General features: G+C 54.4%; 17 protein-coding genes. 12 read left to right on the forward strand and 5 right to left on the reverse strand.

Features of this window, described 5'->3' with window-relative positions:
• Positions 1–119: 119 nt before the first annotated feature.
• The 3 genes from nagE to AC6I77_RS05185 all read left to right on the forward strand — a co-directional run bounded on the left by nagE (position 120) and on the right by AC6I77_RS05185 (position 4,597).
• The gene (gene nagE, locus AC6I77_RS05175) at positions 120–2,147 is read left to right on the forward strand and encodes an N-acetylglucosamine-specific PTS transporter subunit IIBC (protein ID WP_078804196.1); all 2,028 of its coding nucleotides are present in this window, start codon (positions 120–122) and stop codon (positions 2,145–2,147) included.
• 152 nt (positions 2,148–2,299) lie between these two features.
• On the forward strand, positions 2,300–3,967 hold the full coding sequence (gene glnS, locus AC6I77_RS05180; RefSeq protein WP_008925009.1) for a glutamine--tRNA ligase: 1,668 nt from the start codon (positions 2,300–2,302) through the stop codon (positions 3,965–3,967).
• 234 nt (positions 3,968–4,201) lie between these two features.
• Entirely contained in the window at positions 4,202–4,597 is a 396-nt protein-coding gene (locus AC6I77_RS05185) for a hypothetical protein (RefSeq protein ID WP_154925913.1), read from the forward strand.
• A 64-nt stretch (positions 4,598–4,661) separates the two neighbouring features.
• Here the strand turns inward: AC6I77_RS05185 and fur are convergent, their stop codons facing one another.
• The 4 genes from fur to ybfF form a co-directional block, all read right to left on the reverse strand.
• Positions 4,662–5,105, reverse strand: coding sequence for a ferric iron uptake transcriptional regulator (gene fur / locus AC6I77_RS05190; protein WP_003852805.1), 444 nt, complete (start codon positions 5,103–5,105; stop codon positions 4,662–4,664).
• 348 nt (positions 5,106–5,453) lie between these two features.
• Positions 5,454–5,984: a flavodoxin FldA gene (fldA, locus tag AC6I77_RS05195; protein WP_003852808.1), complete on the reverse strand. Its 531-nt coding sequence runs from the start codon at positions 5,982–5,984 to the stop codon at positions 5,454–5,456.
• A gap of 132 nt (positions 5,985–6,116) precedes the next feature.
• Positions 6,117–6,392, reverse strand: coding sequence for a LexA regulated protein (gene ybfE, locus AC6I77_RS05200; protein ID WP_003852811.1), 276 nt, complete (start codon positions 6,390–6,392; stop codon positions 6,117–6,119).
• A 168-nt stretch (positions 6,393–6,560) separates the two neighbouring features.
• Complete coding sequence (gene ybfF, locus AC6I77_RS05205; RefSeq protein WP_003852814.1) at positions 6,561–7,325, reverse strand: esterase; 765 nt, start codon at positions 7,323–7,325, stop codon at positions 6,561–6,563.
• Between the two features lie 250 nt (positions 7,326–7,575).
• Here ybfF and seqA point away from each other — a divergent pair, with 250 nt between their 5' ends.
• Both seqA and pgm read left to right on the forward strand, forming a co-directional pair.
• Positions 7,576–8,121, forward strand: coding sequence for a replication initiation negative regulator SeqA (seqA, locus tag AC6I77_RS05210; RefSeq protein ID WP_008925010.1), 546 nt, complete (start codon positions 7,576–7,578; stop codon positions 8,119–8,121).
• A gap of 27 nt (positions 8,122–8,148) precedes the next feature.
• Complete coding sequence (gene pgm / locus AC6I77_RS05215; protein WP_008925011.1) at positions 8,149–9,789, forward strand: phosphoglucomutase (alpha-D-glucose-1,6-bisphosphate-dependent); 1,641 nt, start codon at positions 8,149–8,151, stop codon at positions 9,787–9,789.
• Positions 9,790–10,063: 274 nt separating this feature from the next.
• Here the strand turns inward: pgm and kdpE are convergent, their stop codons facing one another.
• Entirely contained in the window at positions 10,064–10,738 is a 675-nt protein-coding gene (gene kdpE / locus AC6I77_RS05220) for a two-component system response regulator KdpE (RefSeq protein WP_003853190.1), read from the reverse strand.
• A gap of 256 nt (positions 10,739–10,994) precedes the next feature.
• Here kdpE and AC6I77_RS05225 point away from each other — a divergent pair, with 256 nt between their 5' ends.
• The 7 genes from AC6I77_RS05225 to pxpA all read left to right on the forward strand — a co-directional run bounded on the left by AC6I77_RS05225 (position 10,995) and on the right by pxpA (position 16,972).
• Positions 10,995–11,195, forward strand: a complete 201-nt coding sequence (locus AC6I77_RS05225; protein WP_003853189.1) for a YbfA family protein — start codon at positions 10,995–10,997, stop codon at positions 11,193–11,195.
• Positions 11,196–11,349: 154 nt separating this feature from the next.
• Positions 11,350–12,306, forward strand: coding sequence for a YbgA family protein (locus tag AC6I77_RS05230; protein ID WP_008925012.1), 957 nt, complete (start codon positions 11,350–11,352; stop codon positions 12,304–12,306).
• 12 nt (positions 12,307–12,318) lie between these two features.
• On the forward strand, positions 12,319–13,743 hold the full coding sequence (gene phrB / locus AC6I77_RS05235; protein ID WP_497816742.1) for a deoxyribodipyrimidine photo-lyase: 1,425 nt from the start codon (positions 12,319–12,321) through the stop codon (positions 13,741–13,743).
• Positions 13,744–13,761: 18 nt separating this feature from the next.
• Positions 13,762–14,505 carry a type 2 GTP cyclohydrolase I gene (locus AC6I77_RS05240; protein WP_008925014.1) on the forward strand — a complete coding sequence of 248 codons (744 nt, stop codon included), beginning with the start codon at positions 13,762–13,764 and terminating at the stop codon, positions 14,503–14,505.
• A 160-nt stretch (positions 14,506–14,665) separates the two neighbouring features.
• On the forward strand, positions 14,666–15,322 hold the full coding sequence (pxpB, locus tag AC6I77_RS05245; protein ID WP_008925015.1) for a 5-oxoprolinase subunit PxpB: 657 nt from the start codon (positions 14,666–14,668) through the stop codon (positions 15,320–15,322).
• Positions 15,316–16,245, forward strand: a complete 930-nt coding sequence (gene pxpC, locus AC6I77_RS05250) for a 5-oxoprolinase subunit PxpC (RefSeq protein WP_078804198.1) — start codon at positions 15,316–15,318, stop codon at positions 16,243–16,245. Before pxpB ends, pxpC begins: the two co-directional genes overlap by 7 nt.
• Positions 16,235–16,972 carry a 5-oxoprolinase subunit PxpA gene (pxpA, locus tag AC6I77_RS05255; RefSeq protein ID WP_008925017.1) on the forward strand — a complete coding sequence of 246 codons (738 nt, stop codon included), beginning with the start codon at positions 16,235–16,237 and terminating at the stop codon, positions 16,970–16,972. Before pxpC ends, pxpA begins: the two co-directional genes overlap by 11 nt.
• Position 16,973: the final 1 nt, after the last annotated feature.

Raw genomic sequence — 16,973 nt, forward strand, 5'->3', positions numbered from 1 at the left:
CGAATTAATTTATTATTACACTTCGCTGCGTGATATGAAGTGTATTAACGATCTTTGCAGCTGACACAACAACATTAAGCAGCGCAAAGCGACAAGTCAGGCTCATAGGGGGAAGGGTTATGTTAGGTTACTTACAAAAGGTGGGGCGTGCACTGATGGTGCCGGTCGCTACCCTGCCAGCAGCAGCAATACTAATGGGGGTTGGCTACTGGATTGATCCAGACAGCTGGGGTGCAGGCAATGCGCTGGCTGCCTTACTGATCAAATCAGGTTCTGCCATCATTGAGCACATGTCAGTCCTGTTTGCGATTGGTATCGCCTATGGCATGTCAAAAGATAAAGATGGTGCGGCAGCCCTGACCGGCTTTGTCGGATTCCTGGTGGTCACCACGCTTTGCTCACCGGCCGCGGTGGCCATGATTCAGAAAATTCCTTTAGCTCAGGTACCTGCAGCGTTTGGCAAAATTGAGAATCAGTTTGTCGGTATTCTGGTCGGTATCCTGTCAGCAGAAGTCTATAACCGCTTCAGCCATGTTGAGCTGCCTAAAGCGCTCTCCTTCTTCAGCGGACGGCGGCTGGTGCCGATTCTGGTTTCGTTCCTGATGATCTTCGTCGCTTTTATCCTGATGTACATCTGGCCAGTTGTGTTTAACGGCCTGGTCAGCTTTGGTGAACACATCCAGAAGCTGGGCTCTGTCGGTGCCGGCATCTATGCCTTCTTCAACCGCCTGCTGATTCCGGTCGGTCTGCATCACGCGCTGAACTCCGTGTTCTGGTTTGACGTTGCAGGTATTAATGACATTCCTAAATTCCTTGGCGGTGCGCAGTCACTGGCTGACGGAACCGCAACCGTAGGGATTACCGGTCGTTATCAGGCGGGCTTTTTCCCGATTATGATGTTTGGTCTGCCGGGTGCAGCACTGGCTATCTACCACTGTGCGCGTCCAGAGAACCGCGTCAAAGTGGGGAGTATTATGCTGGCTGCTGCGTTTGCTGCCTTCTTTACGGGTATCACCGAACCGCTGGAATTCTCCTTTATGTTCGTGGCGCCGGTGCTCTATCTGATCCACGCCGTTCTGACCGGTCTCTCTGTCTTTATCGCTGCCAGTATGCACTGGATTGCCGGATTTGGTTTCAGCGCCGGGCTGGTGGATATGGTGCTGTCGACCCGTAATCCTCTCGCGACACACTGGTACATGCTGATTCCGCAGGGGCTGGTCTTCTTCGCTATCTACTATGTCGTGTTCCGCTTCACGATTAAAAAATTCAACCTGATGACGCCAGGCCGTGAGCTGGCGGTTGACGGTGATGAAAGTGATGGTTACGACGTCAACGTGGATAAAACCGACAATGGTGAAACGGCGACTGAATCACTGGCGCGCCGTTACATCGGTGCAGTGGGTGGTTCAGAGAACTTAACCAGCATCGATGCCTGTATCACCCGTCTGCGTCTTAATGTGAATGATTCCGCTCAGGTTAATGAAGGTGTGGCGAAGCGTCTTGGTGCGTCCGGCGTGATTCGTCTTAACAAACAGAGCGTGCAGATCATCGTGGGCACCCAGGCAGAAAGCATCGCCTCGGCCATGAAAAAAGTGCTGACCAAGGGTCCGGTTGCTGCAGCGACAGCCAGCAGCGCACCGACTGAGCCGGCTGTAGCACCGCAGGCGGTGCTGAACAGTGAGAAGCGTGTCATCGCAACCCTGCTGGCACCAGTCAGCGGTGAAGTCGTGGCACTGGATGATGTGCCGGATGAAGCCTTCGCCAGCAAAGCGGTGGGTGACGGTCTGGCGATCAAACCCAGCGACAAATGGGTCGTGGCACCGATAGCGGGTACGCTGGTTAAAATCTTCAACACCAATCACGCCTTCTGTCTGGAAACGGAGAATGGTGTAGAGATTGTGGTGCATATGGGGCTGGATACCGTAGCGCTGGAAGGTAAAGGCTTTACCCGTCTGGCAGAAGAGGGGGCCAGCGTGGTCGCCGGTCAGCCGGTGCTGGAGATGGACCTTGAATTCCTGAACGCGAACGCCCGCTCAATGGTGAGTCCGGTCGTGGTCAGTAACAGCGATGACTTCGCAGGGCTGACATTACTGGCTCGCGGCCAGGTGGTAGCCGGTGAAACCCCGCTATACGAAGTGAAAGGCTAATCCCCGCAACAGAACCCCACGGGCAGGAAGCGATTCCTGCCTTTTTTGTTTTAAAGGCTTAACAAACGGTTGTTTCCCTCAGACGCTTTGTGGATCATACTCCGTTACTTCGTGGTACAAATCACCCGTTATTCGTATTGAGGATTTTTGAGATGAGTGAGGCTGAAGCCCGCCCAACTAACTTTATTCGTCAGATCATTGACGAAGATTTGGCGAGCGGTAAGCACAGCAGCGTGCATACCCGTTTCCCGCCAGAGCCCAATGGCTATCTGCATATTGGTCATGCGAAATCGATCTGTCTGAATTTTGGCATCGCCCAGGATTATCAGGGGCAATGCAACCTGCGTTTCGACGATACCAATCCGGTTAAAGAGGATATGGAATTTGTTGAATCCATTAAGCGTGACGTCCAGTGGCTGGGTTTTGAGTGGAGCGGTGAGGTCTGTTACTCATCAAACTATTTTGATCAGCTCTACAATTATGCCATCGAGCTGATTTCTAAAGGTCTGGCTTACGTTGATGAACTCAGTCCGGATGAGATTCGCGAATATCGCGGCACCCTGAAAGAGCCTGGCAAAAACAGCCCTTATCGCGATCGCAGCGTGGAAGAGAACCTGGCGCTGTTTGAGAAAATGCGCAACGGTGAGTTTGCCGAAGGCAGCGCCTGTCTGCGTGCCAAAATCGACATGGCCTCTAGTTTCATCGTGATGCGTGATCCGGTGCTGTACCGCATCAAGTTCGCAGAACACCACCAGACGGGTAACAAGTGGTGCATCTATCCGATGTATGACTTTACCCACTGCATCTCCGATGCGCTGGAAGGCATCACGCACTCACTGTGTACGCTGGAGTTTCAGGACAACCGCCGTCTCTATGACTGGGTGCTGGATAACATCACCATTCCGGTTCATCCGCGCCAGTACGAGTTCTCGCGTCTGAATCTGGAGTATGCGGTGATGTCGAAACGCAAACTCACTCAGCTGGTGACCGAGAAGCACGTAGAAGGCTGGGACGATCCGCGCATGCTGACCGTTTCAGGTCTGCGTCGTCGCGGTTACACCGCAGCCTCTATCCGTGAGTTCTGCCGTCGTATTGGCGTGACCAAACAGGATAACATCGTGGAGATGGCCTCGCTGGAATCCTGTATTCGCGATGATCTTAACGAGAATGCACCACGTGCCATGGCGGTGCTCGATCCGCTAAAAGTGGTGATCGAAAACCTGCCAGCGGGTCACAGCGAAACCCTCACCATGCCCAATCATCCGGGTAAGCCGGAGATGGGCACGCGTGAAGTGCCGTTCAGCCGCGAGATCTGGATCGACCGTGCAGATTTCCGTGAAGAGGCGAACAAGCAATATAAACGTCTGGTGCTGGGCAAAGAAGTTCGCCTGCGCAACGCCTACGTGATTCGTGCTGAGCGAATTGCTAAAGATGAAGCGGGCAACATCACCTGCATCTATTGCACCAGCGATGTTGATACGCTGAGCAAAGATCCTGCTGATGGCCGTAAGGTCAAAGGCGTGATTCACTGGGTCTCTGCCGATCACGCGCAGCCTGCTGAGTTCCGTCTGTATGACCGCCTGTTCAGCGTGCCAAACCCGGGTGCGGCTGAGGACTTCCTGGCGGTAATCAACCCTGAGTCACTGGCGATTAAACAGGGCTTTGTGGAACCGAGCCTGCGCGATGTAGAACCGACCACACCGTTCCAGTTTGAACGTGAAGGTTATTTCTGCGCCGACAGCGTTTACTCTACGCCCTCGCAGTTGGTATTCAACCGTACCGTTGGTCTTCGTGATACCTGGACGAAAGCCGGCGAATAACGTGTTGAGGCTGACCTCATAAAATGACAAAAGGGCGATTTATCGCCCTTTTTTATTGTCCCTATTTCGACCATTACCGACGTTTGTTCTGAACTAACTGCAATCCATTAAATGCCATACTGTGAGAGAAATCTGAGTTTAAAAAAATTAATCAATTTCAGGATGTGAATTAGCAGCTTTCAGGTAGGCTATGCGCTCTCAGAGGTTGCACAGCGGGTTACAGAAGGAAAAAATATGACCATTCTCGCCCAGGAAGCCAAACACAGTGTCGTCGTTTTACATCAGCTCATTGAACGTATTTTTAATAAGCCCGCCGGATCAGACGACAGTTTTGAGCTGCTGATGTCCTATTTTCATCCTGAATTCCGCATGGTGACCCCTAAAGGCAAAGAGTACAATCTGAACGAGGTCGAGGATCTTTTCCGGCAGTTGCAGGGGCAGCGGGAAGGGATGCGCATTGCCACCTGCGAACATGTGATCCTCTCTCATCATGATAAAGAGATCACCGTGCAGTATCGCGAAATGCAGATGATGAATGGCAATAACAATAGCCGCATCTCGCTGGCCATTCTCGATTGCAGTAGCTCTATTCCGCGCTGGCGTTATCTGCAGGAGACGCTGGTCGCCTGACTGACAGCAGACATCAGACGAAAAAAAACCGGTGAATTCACCGGTTTTTTTATTTCAGCTCGCGTTACTGGTCGTGCAGGGTTTCATTTTCCCGGCAATCGCCCAGTGTGCAGTGTCCGTAAAGATAGAGGCTGTGGTTAGTGAGCTTGATGCCGTGGCGGGTTGCGATTTCACGCTGACGCGTTTCGATAGACTCGTCGCTGAACTCAATAACCTTGCCGCAATCCAGGCAGATCAGGTGATCGTGATGATGCTGCTGCGTCAGTTCGAAGACCGATTTGCCGCCTTCAAAATTGTGGCGCGTCACAATACCGGCGTCATCGAACTGGTTAAGCACACGGTAAACGGTAGCCAGTCCAATCTCTTCGCCGATATCAATCAGGCGTTTATACAAATCTTCCGCACTGACGTGATGGCACTCAGGTTCCTGAAGCACTTCCAGAATTTTCAGTCTGGGCAGTGTCACTTTCAGGCCAGCCTTCTTTAATGCGGTGTTGTTGTCAGTCATGCGGATTTTGTCCTGTTACTAATATTCACTTTTGTGGCTTGTCGCCTTGAATGTCGATCTACACTCATTCTCATTTGCGTCTCATTATAGAACTGAAGCGATGAAATGAAAACCAGAGGGCGTGCCTGAATCATCATGGGCTGCTGGGGAGGCGTCACCGGGCCGGGGAGAATTCTGGCAGATGTCTGTTTGTACATCGCTTAGTCTTGCCGCGTGAGAAAATAAGCGGAAGATCGATGCGGGTATTCTACAGATTAAACGGAGAAAGTTAAAAAAATGTGGCTATTATTTCTATAGGAATTTCCATTACCTCAATGTGAGCTGGCGCTCACATTGAGTCAGACACCATCACGCTTCGATGATCTCTTTCAGTTGCAGTTCATCAAAAATCTGCTTAACCCACTGATCAACACGCTGGTTAGTCAGTTCAGGCTGACGATCTTCGTCGATAGCCAGACCCAGGAAGTGGGTATCATCCGCCAGACCTTTTGAGGCTTCGAAATGGTAGCCCTCAGTTGGCCAGTGTCCGACAATCACGGCACCGTGTGGCTCAATAATGTCGCGGATAGTGCCCATCGCATCACAGAAGTACTCTGCGTAATCTTCCTGATCGCCGCAGCCAAACAACGCCACCAGCTTGCCATTAAAGTCGATCTCTTCCAGCGTCGGGAAGAAGTCATCCCAGTCGCACTGTGCTTCACCGTAGTACCAGGTTGGAATACCCAGCAGCAGGATATCAAATGCTTCCAGATCTTCTTTTGTGCTTTTCGCGATGTCATGCACTTCTGCAACGTCTGAACCCAGCTGTTTCTGGATCATTTTTGCAATGTTTTCGGTATTACCGGTATCGCTGCCAAAGAAGATGCCTACGAGTGCCATGAGTAAAATAACCTCTTAAATCCTGATGATGAGATGTGTGCCGCAGCACATTTCAGCGAATAATAGCAGACGAGAGAAAACCGGTGAACGGTTAAAGCCCCGACATTTGCTCCTGCGTGCGATTTGCCCGCATCAATCCAGTTTGAGCTGCGCCAGCAGCATCTGTTCAATCAGTTCGCTGCGGCTGAGATTACGCTGTTCTGCCAGCGTATTAAGTGCATCGACGGCTTCACTGTTCATTTTCAGTTCGACACGACGAAGTCCGCGTCCTTTGTCACGTTTAAGCTGGTTGCGCTTGTTGATGCGCAGCTGTTCATCACGCGAAAGCGGACTGGTTTTGGGTCGACCGGGGCGGCGCTCATCAGCAAAGAGATCGAGCGTCGTGCGGTCAGTCTGTTCTTTTGCCATGGCTTAGTAAAACTGAATGGGGGCGGGCGCCAGACACTCACCGCGCAGATTATAAATTATTGGCCATTGCCGCAGCAAAACTGACCAGCGGCAAAATTTTAGCGCGCCATCATACTTCACGCGTACTCCCGACGCCAATCCTAAACTTTTACCGCCATCTATTTGCTTTTAAAGCGCAAAAAAACGACGAATGCTGCGCAAAACGGCATCAGGTTTCTCTGCATGAACCCAGTGCCCGGCGCCGCCAATGACATGTGCCTGAGCCGCCGGAAACTGTTGAAGTAACACGTCGCGGTAGCGGTTATCCAGATAGCTTGAGTCGCCGCCACGAATAAACAACGCGGGATGATCCCAGGCAGGAACCGGCTGCCAGCCAGAAATCGTGGTGTAGTTATCCCACAGTACCGGCACATTGAAGCGCCACTCACCCTCCTGAAATGACTTCAGCAGAAACTGGATAACCCCTTCTTCATCAATCAGCGTGCGCATAATGCGGGCTGCCTCGCTGCGGGATGAAACGCCCGCATCAGTGACGGCACGAATACCGGCAAAAATCTCATCGTGGCGGCGGGTCTGGTAGTCCACCGGTGCGATATCGATCATCACCAGTCGCTCAATGCGATCCGGCACCAGCGCGCTCATGGTCATCGCGATTTTACCGCCCATCGAGTGACCGATAACCGCGACGCGTTCGATGCCCTGTGCATCCAGCGTGTCGACCATATCCTGCGCCATTACAGCGTAGTTCATCTCGTCGGATCGTGGCGAAAGACCGTGGTTACGGACATCAACCTGCAGCAGGGGACCGGCATCTTTCAGCCCGCGCGCCAGCACACCAAGGTTATCCAGGCTGCCAAACAGACCATGGATAAGGAGGATGGGCAGGGAATCAGGAGGGGATTGTTCAGTTTGCAGACGGGCGTTCAAAATCATAGCAAAGTTCTTAAGTTTGAGACCTGAGCTTAGGTTATCATGGTTTCACCTTTTCAGGTGCGCCGGTTCCGGTGGCATTAGGACATATTCTGACTTTTGCCCGTAAACCGTTTGATTGCTAACAACCCGCCTGAATTTAACTTTATAATCCTGATGTTAGAACCCACACACCTTTTGAATTGCCTGACTATACTCAGTGCTTTTCAGGAAACAGGTGGTTCTGTCATGAGAAAGAACCGTACGGAATAAGATGAAAACGATTGAAGTTGACGAAGAGCTCTACCGTTATATTGCCAGCCATACGCAACACATTGGTGAAAGCGCATCCGACATTCTGCGTCGTATGCTGAAATTCACGGCCGGTCAGACTGCACCTGCTTCGCCTGCTCAGCCAGCGTCAAAAGAGGCAGCGAAAGAGTCCCAGGCCTCTGTGGGTTCCCGCCCGCAGGATCGTGTTCGCGCGGTGCGTGAGCTGCTGCTTTCCGATGAATATGCGGAGCAGAAGCGGGCGGTGAATCGCTTTATGCTTATTTTGTCAACGCTCTATCGTCTTGATACCGCAGCCTTTGCTGAGGCTACTGCATCGCTGCAGGGGCGTACCCGCGTCTATTTTGCAGGCGATGAGCATACGCTGTTGCAGAATGGCACCCATACTAAGCCGAAGCATGTGCCCGGCACGCCGTACTGGGTGATCACCAACACCAATACTGGTCGTAAATGCAGCATGGTTGAACACATCATGCTCTCGATGCAGTTCCCTGCGGAACTGACCGAGAAAGTTTGCGGCACCATTTAAAAACTTAAGCGTCAGGGAGCAGCGCCAATGGCCAATCACCCACGTGCCGGGCAACCCGCCCAGCAGAGCGATTTGATTAACGTTGCACAATTAACGTCACAATATTATGTCCTGCAGCCCGATGTGGCGAACCCGGAACATGCGGTGAAATTTGGCACCTCTGGCCATCGCGGCAGTGCAGGGCGCCAGAGCTTCAACGAGATGCACATTCTGGCCATCGCTCAGGCAATTGCCGAAGAGCGTAAAAAGAACGGCATCACCGGACCTTGCTACGTCGGTAAAGATACTCATGCGCTGTCAGAACCGGCGATTCTGTCTGTTCTGGAAGTCCTGGCGGCGAACGGCGTTGATGTGATTGTTCAGCAGGATAATGGCTATACGCCAACCCCTGCGATTTCCAACGCCATTCTTGAGCACAATAAAGCGGGTGGCCCGCTGGCAGATGGTATCGTCATCACACCTTCGCATAACCCACCGGAAGATGGCGGCATTAAGTACAATCCACCTAACGGTGGACCGGCGGATACCAACGTCACTAAAGTGGTGGAAGATCGCGCTAATCAGCTGATCAAAGATGGGCTGAAAGAGGTGAAACGTCTGCCACTTGAACAGGCTATGGCGAGCGGTCACGTGGTCGAGAAAGATCTGATCCAGCCTTACGTTGAAGGTCTGGCAGAGATTATCGATTTCCCGGCAATTCAGAAAGCTGGCCTGAAGCTGGGTGTTGATCCACTGGGCGGTTCAGGTATTGCTTACTGGCAGCGTATTGCTGAGCATTACAAGCTGGATCTGACGCTGGTAAACGATGCAGTCGATCAGACCTTCCGCTTTATGCATCTGGATAAAGATGGCGTTGTGCGCATGGACTGTTCGTCCGAAAGCGCAATGGCAGGCCTGCTGGCTTACCGCGACAAGTTCGATCTGGCGTTCGGCAACGATCCCGATTATGACCGTCACGGCATCGTGACCCCGGCGGGTCTGATGAATCCAAACCACTATCTGGCGGTTGCGATCAACTATCTGTTCCAGCATCGTCCACAGTGGGGCCAGGATGTTGCCGTGGGTAAAACCCTGGTGTCCAGCGCCATGATTGACCGTGTGGTCAACGACATTGGTCGCAAGCTGGTGGAAGTGCCGGTTGGTTTCAAATGGTTTGTTGATGGTCTGTATGACGGCAGCTTCGGTTTCGGCGGTGAAGAGAGCGCGGGCGCTTCATTCCTGCGTTTCGACGGCACGCCGTGGTCAACGGACAAAGATGGCATCATCATGTGTCTGCTGGCGGCTGAAATTACAGCGGTGACCGGTAAAAATCCGCAGCAGCATTATGATGAACTGGCTGCGCGTTTTGGCGCACCAAGCTACAACCGTCTGCAGGCATCCGCCACTTCAGCGCAGAAAGCTGCACTGTCGAAGCTGTCACCAGAGATGGTGAGCGCGGATACGCTGGCGGGTGATCCTATCACCGCGCGTCTGACGGCGGCACCAGGTAACGGTGCCTCAATCGGCGGTCTGAAAGTGATGACGGAGAATGGCTGGTTTGCTGCCCGTCCTTCAGGCACCGAAGATGCCTACAAAATCTACTGTGAAAGCTTCCTGGGCGCAGAACATCGCGAGCAGATTGAGAAAGAAGCCGTAGAGATTGTCAGTGAAGTGCTGAAAAACGCCTGATAAGTCAGGATGAGAAAAGGCGCCTCTGGCGCCTTTTAGATTGCTGACAAATTCTACCCCGGTTAGTTGCGGGATCGTGCCAGCACAGGAAACAGGGTCAGATCGGAAAGACGCAAAAGCCGTCATCCATGACACGCTCGGCCCACGCCATCCATGGCGTGGGACGCTTTCCTCCTCTGACCCTGTTCCCTGTGCCTCGGGTTTATCCGTTGCGGTCAGATTTAGTATGATTTGAGTTTGTTTGCAGTCATGAAAGGCGCCTCTGGCGCCTTTTTTATGGCATAAAACGGTAGCCGATCCCGGTTTCGGTCAGCAGATGGGCAGGTTGTGTCGGATTCGCTTCCAGCTTCTGGCGCAGATGGCCCATATAGATGCGCAAATAGTGGCTGTGCTCCACGGCATTGGGTCCCCACACCTGGCTCAGCAGCTGTCGCTGTGTCAGCACCTTTCCGGCGTTATTCAGCAGAATACTCAACAGACGAAATTCTATTGGAGTGAGGTGAATCTCATTGCCGCCGCGCTGCACCCGCCGTGCGGCGAAATCGACACTGACGTCGGCAAAGTGAACTCTGGCATCAGGTTGCTGGCCACTATGACGACGCAGCGCAACCCGGACGCGCGCCAGCAGTTCGCCAATACCAAAAGGTTTGGTCAGATAGTCATCCGCGCCTGCATCCAGTGCGGCGATTTTATCCTGCTCATCGCTGCGCGCTGACAATACAATTACCGGGATGGCGCTCCACTGGCGCAGGTCACGGATAAAATCGGTGCCATCCCCATCTGGCAGGCCAAGATCGAGGATCACTAAATCGGGCTTACGGGTTGCCGCTTCAATCAGTCCGCGCTGCAGCGTATCGGCATCAAACACCTTAAGATCTTCATTTTCCAGCGCCAGCCGGACAAAGCGACGGATCTCTTTTTCATCTTCAACGATCAAAACCGTGGTCACGCAATACCTGCCTTGGATAGGGGCCGAACTACCATTTTATCAATATTACAGGCTGCCGTCCGTGAGCTTCACCTTCCGGGCGTTTAAACCCTCATGTAACCAGACGATAACTTATCTGTAACTTAATTACAGGCTGATTCTTAAACCGTGTAAATAGCGGCAAATAAGTGGTCAGACGAGTAGTAAAATTACACAACCTGGCGTAAAGTCAGACACAGATCACATTCAAACACTTTTGCTTACCGGGAGGAGAACCATGTATCAGGCTTATCCACGTTACAAAATTATCGCGCGTCGTACGCTGGTGGTTTTTCTCGGCGTGCTGGCGCTTCCTGTCATGCTGTTTCGACAGGACCGGGCACGTTTCTACAGTTACCTGCACCGTGTCTGGTGCAAGACCAGCGCAAAGCCGGTCTGGCTGGCGCAGTCTGAAGCCGGTGGTGGCGCGTTCTGGTAAGTCGTACTGCCACAAAACAGGCCTGGTCAATTGACCGGGCTTTTTTTTGCGTTTTTTCTGAGTATAAGCAGATCTGAACCGCGTTTTCCTCCTTTATTCCTGACCATTTTGCGCTACACTTAAACCTCTACAAGATTTCTGAGGTTGTACAAGTATGAGCAAAAAAATCCCCGTTGGAATCAGTGCATGCCTGCTCGGCGACCGCGTCAGATTTGATGGTGGGCACAAGCGTCTTACTTTTGCGACCGACGATCTTACCCCGTTTGTGCGTTTTGAACCGATCTGTCCGGAAATGGCGATCGGTTTGCCAACGCCGCGCCCGGCATTACGCCTGGTAAAGCAGGGCGACGATGAGCTGCATCTCTGCTTCAGCAAAGATGGTGGAGAAGAGGTCACCACGCAGATGCGTGACTGGTCTGCCGAGCGGGTAAAATCGCTGCATCATCTCTGCGGCTATATTCTGTGCGCCAAGTCCCCCAGCTGCGGCATGGAGCGTGTGCGGGTCTATGAGCCTGACAACAATAACAACCGCAAAGTGGGCACTGGTATTTTTGCTGAATTCCTGCAGCGCGAAATGCCCTGGCTGCCGCTGGAGGAAGATGGTCGTCTGCACGATCCCGCTCTGCGTGAGAACTTTATTGGTCGTATCTGCGCGCTGCACGAGTTCAATCAGATGTGGGAAAATGGCCTGACCCGTCAGGCTTTAATCGCCTTTCACAGCCGCTACAAATTGATGATGCTGGCACATTCGCAGGAGAAGTATCGCGAACTGGGACCGTTTGTCGCCTCAATGAGCCAGTGGGAGTCGCTCGACGCCTTTGCCTTCGAGTACCGCAATCGTATGATGGAACTGATGTCACGCCCCGCCTCACGTCGCAATCACACCAATGTACTGATGCATGTGCAGGGCTACTTCCGCACCCATCTGAGCTCACCGCAGCGCCAGGAGCTGGCAACCCTGATTGACCGCTATCGTCAGGGCACACAACCCTTGCTGGTGCCGATCACCATTCTTAAGCACTACATGGCCGAATACCCGCATCCGTGGCTGGCCCAGCAACGCTATTTTGATCCCTATCCCGAAGCCTTGTGCTTACGCTACGGACAATAATTCAGGAGGAGTATGACCACCCATCTGGTCTGGTTGCGTAACGATTTACGCATCAACGACAACCTGGCGCTGCACGCCGCCTGCCGCGACAGCGATGCAAAAGTGATTGCGCTCTACCTCTCCACGCCAGAACAGTGGCAGCAGCATGACATGTCCCCAAAACAGGCGGCGTTTATTCACGCCAGTCTGCTGGAAGTCCAGAGCGCCCTGGCTGAGCGGGGCATTCCACTTCACTATCAGGCCTGTCATGCCTTCAGCGACAGTATTGATGCGCTGGCAGAATTCTGCGAAAAGCAAAAGGTCGATCAGCTTTTCTACAACTATCAGTATGAGGTCAACGAGCGCCAGCGCGATGCCCGGGCTGAAAAGCGTCTTGATGATGCGGGCGTCATTTGTCAGGGTTTTGATGACAGCCTGTTGCTGCCGCCCGGCAGCGTGCAGAGCGGCGACCGCTCGATGTATAAGGTTTTTACGCCGTTTAGCAAAGCGTTTGTCCGCCGTTTGCAACAGAGTCTGCCGGAGTGCGTGCCAGCGCCGAAACCGCGTGAAGGCTCGCCGCTGAAAGTCACCCCGATTCCTGCTTTTGACTACCCGACCGAGGCTTTTGATGAGGACTTGTTCCCGGCAGGCGAAGCAGCTGCGCTGAAACGTTTACGTCATTTCGCCACTAAACCGGTTATCGATTATCCTGCGAAGCGTGACCTGCCGGCGCTGGATGCCACCAGCCGTTTGTCGGTTTATCTGGCGACCGGCGTGCTGTCACCCCGCCAATGCCTGCATCGTGTGTTGCATGAGCATCCCGATGCACTGGACAACAGCCGCGCATTTACCTGGCTGAACGAGCTGATCTGGCGTGAGTTCTACCGCCATCTGCTGGTTGCCTACCCGGCGCTTTGTCGGCATCAGCCGTTTATCGACTGGACGCGTAACGTTGAATGGCAGCGTAACGACGCACACTTTGACGCCTGGAAAGCGGGTAGAACGGGTTACCCGATTGTCGATGCGGCGATGCGTCAGATGAAGGCGCTGGGCTGGATGCACAATCGCTTAAGAATGATCACAGCCAGTTTTCTGGTCAAAGATCTGCTGATCGACTGGCGTGAAGGCGAACGCTATTTTATGCAGCAACTGCTCGATGGTGATCTGGCCGCGAACAACGGCGGCTGGCAGTGGGCAGCATCGACGGGCACTGACGCGGCTCCCTATTTTCGCATCTTTAATCCGACGACACAGGGCGAGCGCTTCGACGAGAAGGGGGATTTTATCCGCCACTATCTGCCGGAACTGGCCGACGTCCCTGACAGCGATATTCACCAGCCCCACGTCTGGGCGGAGAAGCATCACAAGAAACTCGATTATCCGGCACCAATCGTGGATCATAACGCCGCCCGTAAAAAGACATTAGATGCCTTTGAGCGCGCCAAAAGCGCCGCCTGAGGCCTCGAAGGAGCCTGAATGAACCATTACGAATTAGAGACGCTGATCAATCAGCACCTCGACAGCCACAGCTTTAGTGACTACGCCCCCAACGGTTTGCAGGTTGAGGGACGCAGCCAGGTCAAAACGATTATCACCGGCGTGACGGCCTGTCAGGCACTGCTGGACGAGGCGGTGGCACGTCAGGCCGATGCGATTATTGTCCATCATGGCTATTTCTGGAAAAGTGAACCGGCCGCGATTAAAGGTATGAAGCGTCGTCGTCTGCGCACTCTGCTGGCTAATGATATTAATCTCTATGGCTGGCACCTGCCGCTCGACGCGCATCCTGAACTGGGCAACAACGCCCAGCTGGCAAACTTGCTGGATATTGAAATAAAGGGTGAAGTGATGCCGCTGGTGTTCTGGGGTGAGCTGGCTGAGCCGATCTCCGGTGAGCAGCTGGCACGTCGAATCGGTGACCGACTGGGACGTGAACCGCTGCATTGCGGAGACAACGCGCCCGCGCTGATTCGTCGTATCGCCTGGTGCAGCGGGGGTGGCCAGGGCTTTATCGACCAGGCCGCTGCCGCAGGCGTCGATGCTTATATCACCGGAGAAGTCTCTGAACAGACCATTCACAGCGCACGTGAGCAGGGGCTGCACTTCTTTGCTGCAGGCCATCACGCTACCGAGCGCGGCGGCGTAAAAGCGCTGGGCGAGTGGCTGGCGCAGCACCACGAGCTTGATGTGACTTTCATTGATATTCCCAATCCTGCCTGATCCCCTTCCCAGGTCCTGTGCGCCTGCGCAGGACCTAAATCTATTGACACTTCCCTGTCACTTTCGCATAACTATTTGCTTTATGTAGATAAGCCATCGGCTGATTCGGGCATCCGGCACGGTCAGCCGGTCGCGATCTCAACTGAGCGGGAGGTAGCTGTTGCAACGAGCACGGTGTTATTTATTGGGTGAACGCGCTGTCGTGCTGGAGCTGGAACCCCCGGTCTCACTGGAGAGTCAGCAACGTATCTGGGGACTTAACCAGCGATTGCAGTCCTCTGCGAGCGTGCTGGAGGTCATTCCCGGCATGAACAACATTACCTTGATTTTGCGTGATCCCCAGCAGAGTGCGCTGGATGCGATTGAGCGACTTCAGCGATGGTGGGAAGAGAGTGAAGCGCAATTACCTGAGTCGCGTCTGGTAGAGATCCCGGTGATCTACGGCGGTGAGGCCGGTCCCGACCTGACGGCGGTGGCTGAACATGCCGCGCTGACGCCTCATCAGGTGGTTGAGCTGCACAGCAGCAGCGAATACGTCGTGTTTTTTATTGGCTTTCAGCCGGGTTTCCCCTATCTGGGCGGACTGGATCCGCGCCTGCACATTCCGCGTCGTAGTGAGCCCAGGGTGGCCGTGCCCGCGGGATCCGTGGGTATCGGTGGCAGCCAGACCGGCGTCTACCCTCTGGCGTCGCCCGGCGGCTGGCAGTTGATCGGCCAGACACGCACCGCGCTGTTTGATCCGCTGCAGCAACCGCCCACGCTGCTCCGTCCGGGTGACAAAGTGCGCTTTGTGCCGCAACAGGAGGGCGTATGTTAAACATTCTGCGGGCCGGGCTGGCGGCCACTATTCAGGATGCGGGTCGATACGGCTGGCGTCAGTTCGGTATCAGCCCCGGCGGTGTGCTGGATTATCCCGCCATGTTCACCGCCAACGTACTGGTAGGCAATGCGCCCGACAGCGCGGTGCTGGAGATGGTGCTCGGCCAGTTCAAAGCAGAGTTTACCCGCGACGGCTGGTTTGCGCTGACGGGTGCAGGCTGTCATGCGGAGCTGGACGGCCAGCCGGTCTGGACGGGTTGGCGCACGCCAGTGAAACGCGGACAGGTCCTGTCGCTGGCGATGCCGCAGCGTGGTATGCGCAGCTATCTGGCGGTGCAGGGTGGTTTTGACATCCCCGCGGTGCTTGGCTCTGCCAGTACCGACCTGAAAGCAAAATTTGGCGGATTTCATGGGCGCGCCTTGCAGGATGGCGATCAGGTCCCGCTGGGGAAACCGACGCGTCAGTTCGACCGCAAAGTCGGGGTACGACAACTGCTGTGGGGCAACCGCATTCGCGCCTTGCCTGGTCCGGAGTATCACGAATTCAGTCCCGAAGCGCAGCAGGCGTTCTGGCGCACCGCATGGAAACTCAGCCCGCAAAGTAACCGGATGGGATACCGGCTGGAAGGACGTGAGCTTAAACGTGAGCGCCCGCGCGAGCTGCTGTCACACGGCGTGATGCCAGGTGTGATTCAGGTGCCGCCGAACGGACAGCCCATCGTATTGATGGCGGATGCCCAGACTACCGGTGGTTATCCGCGCATCGCTTCTGTTATCGAAGCCGATCTTTATCACCTGGCGCAAATCCGTCTGGGTGAGCCGATTCACTTTATTCACTGCACCCTGCCGGAAGCGATGCTGGCCCGTCAGCATCAGCAACGCGCTCTGGACCAGATGAAATGGGGACTCAATGAAAATTGATTTAAACGCCGACCTGGGTGAGGGCTGCGCCAGCGATGAAGCGCTGCTGCAACTGGTGAGCTCTGCCAACATCGCCTGTGGCTTTCACGCCGGTGATGCACAGACCATGCTGCAGTCGGTGCGCTGGGCAAAGGCATCCGGCGTCGCCATCGGGGCGCATCCCGCCTTTCCCGATCGCGAGAACTTTGGCCGCAGCGCCATGCAGTTGCCGCCGGAAACGGTCTATGCCCAGATGATCTATCAGATTGGCGCGCTGAAAAGTCTGGCAGAAAGTGAGGGCGCGCGCCTGGTGCATGTTAAGCCACACGGCATGCTCTATAACCAGGCTGCATCTGACCCGGTGCTGGCTGATGCCATTGCCCGCGCCATCAGGGCGGTGGACAGCCAGCTGATTGTGGTCGGGCTGGCGAATAGCGAATCGATCCGTGCTGCGGCGCATTACGGTTTACACACGCGGGAAGAGGTGTTTGCTGACCGTGGCTATCTCAGCAGCGGTGCGCTGGTGCCGCGCAACCAGCCGGGCGCGCTGATTGAGAATGAACAGCAGGCTATCGATCAGACACTGACAATGGTACGGCAGGGCAAAGTGAAAAGTATCACCGGAGAATGGGTGGCGGTGAACGCGCAGACTGTCTGCTTACATGGCGACGGCGAGCATGCCCTGCAGTTTGCACAGCGGTTACGTGATGCGTTTGCCGACCAGCAGATTCGTGTCACCAGCGCCTGAA

It is taken from the genome of Pantoea sp. X-Soil-ISGK-259, assembly GCF_059730705.1.